The sequence below is a fragment of the bacterium genome (genome assembly GCA_026398675.1).
Lineage (GTDB): Bacteria > RBG-13-66-14 > RBG-13-66-14 > RBG-13-66-14 > RBG-13-66-14 > RBG-13-66-14.
Genome location: JAPLSK010000202.1, coordinates 1 through 4,601 on the forward strand (window position 1 = coordinate 1; position 4,601 = coordinate 4,601).

Genomic DNA, 4,601 nt, shown 5'->3' on the forward strand with positions numbered 1-4,601 from the left:
TGTAGCGCTGGCGGGTGCCGAAGGCGTAGAGGTCGTTGCGGAAGACCACGTCCCCGGTGGCCGGGTCGGTCTGGGCGGTGAGCTCCAGCTCGGTGCGGCGCTGGAAGACGAGCGGCTTAAGCGGCTCGGTCGTCTGCAACAGATACCAGGCGGTCTGGCTGGTGAGGTAGGGGTTGAGCGCCACTTCGAAGAGACCGGCCAGGGGGTTGTTCTCCGGGTCGCCCCCCGAGTAGTGGGGGTGCTGGGTCAGCTCCAGGGCGGTGAAGTAGAGCGCGGGCGGGACCATGAGGGTGGTGTTCTCCCTGGAAACCACGTTGCCCCAGGGGGCGCCGTCGGAGCGTCGCATTCCCATCAGCGCCGAGAAGCCGCCCCGCAGCGAATCCGCGTCCAGAAAGGCGTCGGTGTAGTTGCCGAAGGTGTCGCCCGAGTCCAGGGGGTGGGAGCCGAAGAAGAAAGGCTCGCCGTCGTAGCAGGCGTCGGTGAAGCCGGCCTCGAGCACGTCGGTGACGAGGCGTGCCTGGTGCTCAGTGGCGCGCTGGGCCGCGGCGGTGATGGCCAGGCCGATCTGGCCCGACTGGTCGTCCTCCACGGCGGAGCGTTCCAGGTAAAAGCCGAACTCCCAGGTCTTGTTGCGGATGGAGTAGCGCTCGGCCACGCCCTGGTTGATCACCCGGTCGCCGACCCACTCCCGCACGTCGCCCAAAAGGCGCAGCCAGTCGTAGTACTCCTCGGCGGCCCCCGACGCGACCTCGGTGGTGTAGCGCTTCCAGCCGGTGTCCCGGAGCTCGTGGTAGGCGCGGAAAAATTCGGTGCGCACGACCCCCTCGAGCATCTTCGGGGAGAGGTCGCTGGCGGTGGTGAAGGGCATCGGATCCTCCTTTTAAAGGGTTAGGCCGGGGCGCAGTCGCCGGCGTCGAAGCGGAAACGGACGTGGCCGGAATCGGTCACGGCCACGATGAGCCCGGCGTAGACCTCGTTGACGGTGGAGAGCGCCACGGTCTCGTCGTCGGAGCAGAAGGCGCTGGCGCCCACATCTCCGGCGGCGGCGCCGGACTTGGCGATCACGATGGAGCCCTGGGTCACCACGACGACCTCGGTGTCGCCGTTGGAGCCCGAGGAGTTGTCGCCTGAATCCCGGGCCACGCCCACGAAGCGCAGGCCCGCGGTGTCGGCGGCGGGGACGAGGTAGCCGCTCGCGTCGAGGCAGACCAGCGCACCCTTGTAGATCGTCGTCTGCGCGGCGACGGGGAAGGGGAGCTGCCAGCCCGCGGCGAAGCGCTCGTCGTAACGGTTGGCTGTCAGAGCCATGGGAACCTCCAGGTTACCGGTAATCGGGTTTATTCGTTCGAGTTGGGGCCGACCGACCGGCCGGCCCGCGGACGGTTCCCCTCTCCCTTCTAGGGAGAGGCGCGCCTACGGGTTAGGGTGAGGGTCGGTGTTAATAAAAGGGCGGGGTACGGATCCCCCCGCCCTACGTCCAATGTGAAAATGTCTAGGGCGGCCCCTCTGCGGGCCGCCGCGGCGGGGACTAAAGTCCCCGCCCTACATTTAGGCGCACGGCGGTTGGATGGAATCGCGGGCGGGTGTAGACATCCGCCCCTACGTCAAAACCGCCGAACCAACCCGTATGGGCCGACATTCAGGTTGACCCGCGACCTCCCTCTCGCATCAGGGGAGGATTTACGGGTGAGGAATTCCGGCGCAGAGCGAAGCTATCCACTTTGTCCGGCGGTGTTCTCCAGGTAGTAGGCCAGGGCGGCGGGCTCCAGGCCGAATCGCTTTGCCACGGCCTCCAACTCGGGGTCGGCCCCCTCGCGTCGCGCGGAAACGGTCAGGGCGCCGGGCCTCACCCGCGGTCGGTCGTAGCTGGCCAGAAGCCGCTCCCGGTCGTCGTCGCCGGGAAGGCCAGCGGCGAGCTCCAGCACGTCGCCGCGCCGGTCCGGGGCGAGGTGCCCGCGGGCGACGAGCCCGTCCACCCTCTCCTCCAGCCGCCGGAGACGCTCAGCGTCCAGGTAGCTGGAAAGCTCGTGGTTCTTCCTACGACTGGCTGCCAGCTCCACCGCCAGCTCCCGCACACCGGTGAGGGTGACGAAGGGCTCCTGGCGCCGGATGTGCGGCTCGGTGACCAGGCTCACCTCGAGAATGGCGTCCTCCCAGTAGTTGCCGGAATCGTCGGCCAGGGGCCCCAGGGCCAGGGAGGTGTGGCGGATGGTCCCGCCCTCGATGAGCCCGGCCACCTCGGGCCGGGTGATGACCAGGATGGCGTAGAGCCGCTCTCCGTCGTCGGAGAGCTCCAGGTCCTCCACCCATCCGGCGTTGTCCGTGGGCTCGGAGCCGTGGTTCAGGGGGACGGGGATCTGTATCCCGGCCTCCCGCGCTTTTTCGAAGACCTCCACCCAGGCCGCCAGCCGTTCCGGGGTGAACTCCAGCTCGCCGTCGGGGTGCTGGAACGTCCCGGCCCGGGCGACCTCCTTGCGGAACCGCCGCCCGACGGGCGTCTCACCGTTCGCGCCCTCCACGGGGAGGGGATCGAAGGGGCTCTTATCGGACATCATCCTCCTTTAGGTATAAAAAAAGCCACTTCGTAAAGTGGCGATACGTCTAAACATCCTAACACCAGTCAATCACTAACTTTTATCTTTTTCTGATTCGTATTTACCTTGTCTTGATATGTTTAACACACGTGGTTTGCAAATAATTTCTTGGATTTCCATTCCTATTGAAGGATAGAATAGCAATTCAGTACGAACTGCAGTAGCTATTATTGCTGTATCTGAACATGCGGAAACAACAATTTCATTATCTACCAATTCATTAGCATCGCGAGCTAATAAAATAGCTTCCACACATAGGATCATACCAGTAGAAAAAAGTCGAAGTGTTTCTATTATTGCACGTTTTTTTATATCAATACCTTCTGGAATATAGATATCTCTAAATGCAGGATTACTAATAACGACGCGAAAACCATCATCTTTTAATTTTTTTAATTCATCAGTTCTATTTTCATCATTCTCACCTTCCTTCATACCTGAAGGATATGAAACAATTATTATTTTTTCTTTCAGTTTTGGGTATTTATCGACTATTAATTTAGGTCCATCACCTTTTATTGAAAATATTACTGCCTGACAACCTCTATCTACTATAACATCAGCTACAAGAGACATAGTACTTTTAATATTATCCTGACCTTCATTATCATAATAAAGTATCTTATTCATAATAAAGGATTATCTCCTTTTTCGATACTACGTCTGATATATTCTAGAAATACAATCGCATTTGTTTCAATGGGGTTAAGATTTATTAAACAACCATCTCGTCTTTCGTTTTCTATTATATAATCAACATGGTATTCTTTCCCTGTACCACATTTAATGTATGAATCTACACCAATATCACAATCTATACTTATTCTTGAATTATCACCACATTTAAGACGATAAAAACGGAATTTAAAAACAGGCATCCCATCAGTTATAAATGAATTAGCTACTTCATCTATATTGATTCTCCAAAAACAACCAAACACATTAATAAAGCAGTAACACGATAGCCTATTTAATGAAGTATTCAATCCCCTTTTTCGACACGGAATAATTTTAAATTTATTATCATAATCATCTTGTACTAGAGAATCCCATAATGTAGTAACGCACGAATCGTAACTCATTAGGCGTAAAAAAACGAAAGGGCTTGATTTAAATCAAACCCTTCCATACCTAGCGCAGCGTTAGTTGCGCGTTTTTGCTTTTCTCTATGCAGGTATTCTTCATAAGTACCCATTGCTAAGAAGAATCCCTTTGGAAAAACATCGTCTCCATAACCCACTGTATACATCTCATGATAGCGAGCTATCTCTTCGCGACTTAGCTTAAAGTGAAAAACTTCGGTTAGTTTTTCCTCAACATAACGAAATAGATCTCCATTTGTTGTACTAGGTAAATCAAGCCTCAAAGGCTTGTTCATTGTCTACTCCTTAGTCCTCGTTAAAAGCGTTGATAAGTGTAGCACTATTTATAACAAAATTTCAAGAAATTAATTAAACAATGTATATATCTAATATTATCAACTAGATATAGAGAGTCCAAGCTCCTCGCCTATCTGCTCCACGGCCAGGTTTACCTCGCCCTTGCGGATGAGCTCGATCAGGAGCTCCTTGTAGAGCGTCCGCCGGGAACCGGCCAGGGAGGCGATGACCAAACTTGGCCGCGCCCCCGGATGACCGATGAGCCCGGCCAGCGGCTCCAGAAGACCCGAGGAAATCTGCTCCGCCAGCTCCCGCGCGATGCCGTCCAGGGTCAGAAGGAACGTGTTCACCTGCTCGGAGACCAGCGCCAGGCTGCCCCGGTCGCCGTCCTGATAGAGCGCCTTCTCGGGGACGAAGAGGCTGGTGACGAGCATGCGCGAGAGGTAGTTGACCCAGTCCAGGAGGGGAGCGACGTCGGCCGCGCCCTGGAGCAGCTCGATCTCCCAGCCGGGCTGCCCGGCCTCGGCGGGCTGGGGGAGGGCCACGGCGGGATGCTCGGAGTTGATCCGCTTGGCCAGCTCGAGGGCCCGCGTCTCGTTGGCCGGGACGGGCTTGCCCTCGCCGTCCA

The 4,601-nt window shown here is 56.6% G+C and carries 6 protein-coding genes; all 6 read right to left on the bottom strand.

Annotated elements, in window-relative coordinates:
- The coding region (locus tag NTW26_06720; GenBank protein ID MCX7021949.1) for a Mu-like prophage major head subunit gpT family protein at window positions 1–868 on the bottom strand (868 nt) is incomplete at its 3' end.
- A gap of 20 nt (window positions 869–888) precedes the next feature.
- Complete coding sequence (locus NTW26_06725) at window positions 889–1,308, bottom strand: hypothetical protein (GenBank protein MCX7021950.1); 420 nt, start codon at window positions 1,306–1,308, stop codon at window positions 889–891.
- A 404-nt stretch (window positions 1,309–1,712) separates the two neighbouring features.
- Window positions 1,713–2,552, bottom strand: coding sequence for a hypothetical protein (locus NTW26_06730; GenBank protein ID MCX7021951.1), 840 nt, complete (start codon window positions 2,550–2,552; stop codon window positions 1,713–1,715).
- Window positions 2,553–2,627: 75 nt separating this feature from the next.
- Window positions 2,628–3,224 (bottom strand): hypothetical protein, encoded by a 597-nt coding sequence (locus NTW26_06735; protein MCX7021952.1) that lies wholly within the window; start codon window positions 3,222–3,224, stop codon window positions 2,628–2,630.
- A 451-nt stretch (window positions 3,225–3,675) separates the two neighbouring features.
- On the bottom strand, window positions 3,676–3,972 hold the full coding sequence (locus NTW26_06740; protein ID MCX7021953.1) for a hypothetical protein: 297 nt from the start codon (window positions 3,970–3,972) through the stop codon (window positions 3,676–3,678).
- A gap of 99 nt (window positions 3,973–4,071) precedes the next feature.
- Window positions 4,072–4,601: hypothetical protein (locus tag NTW26_06745; GenBank protein MCX7021954.1), on the bottom strand; the 530-nt coding region annotated here is incomplete at its 5' end.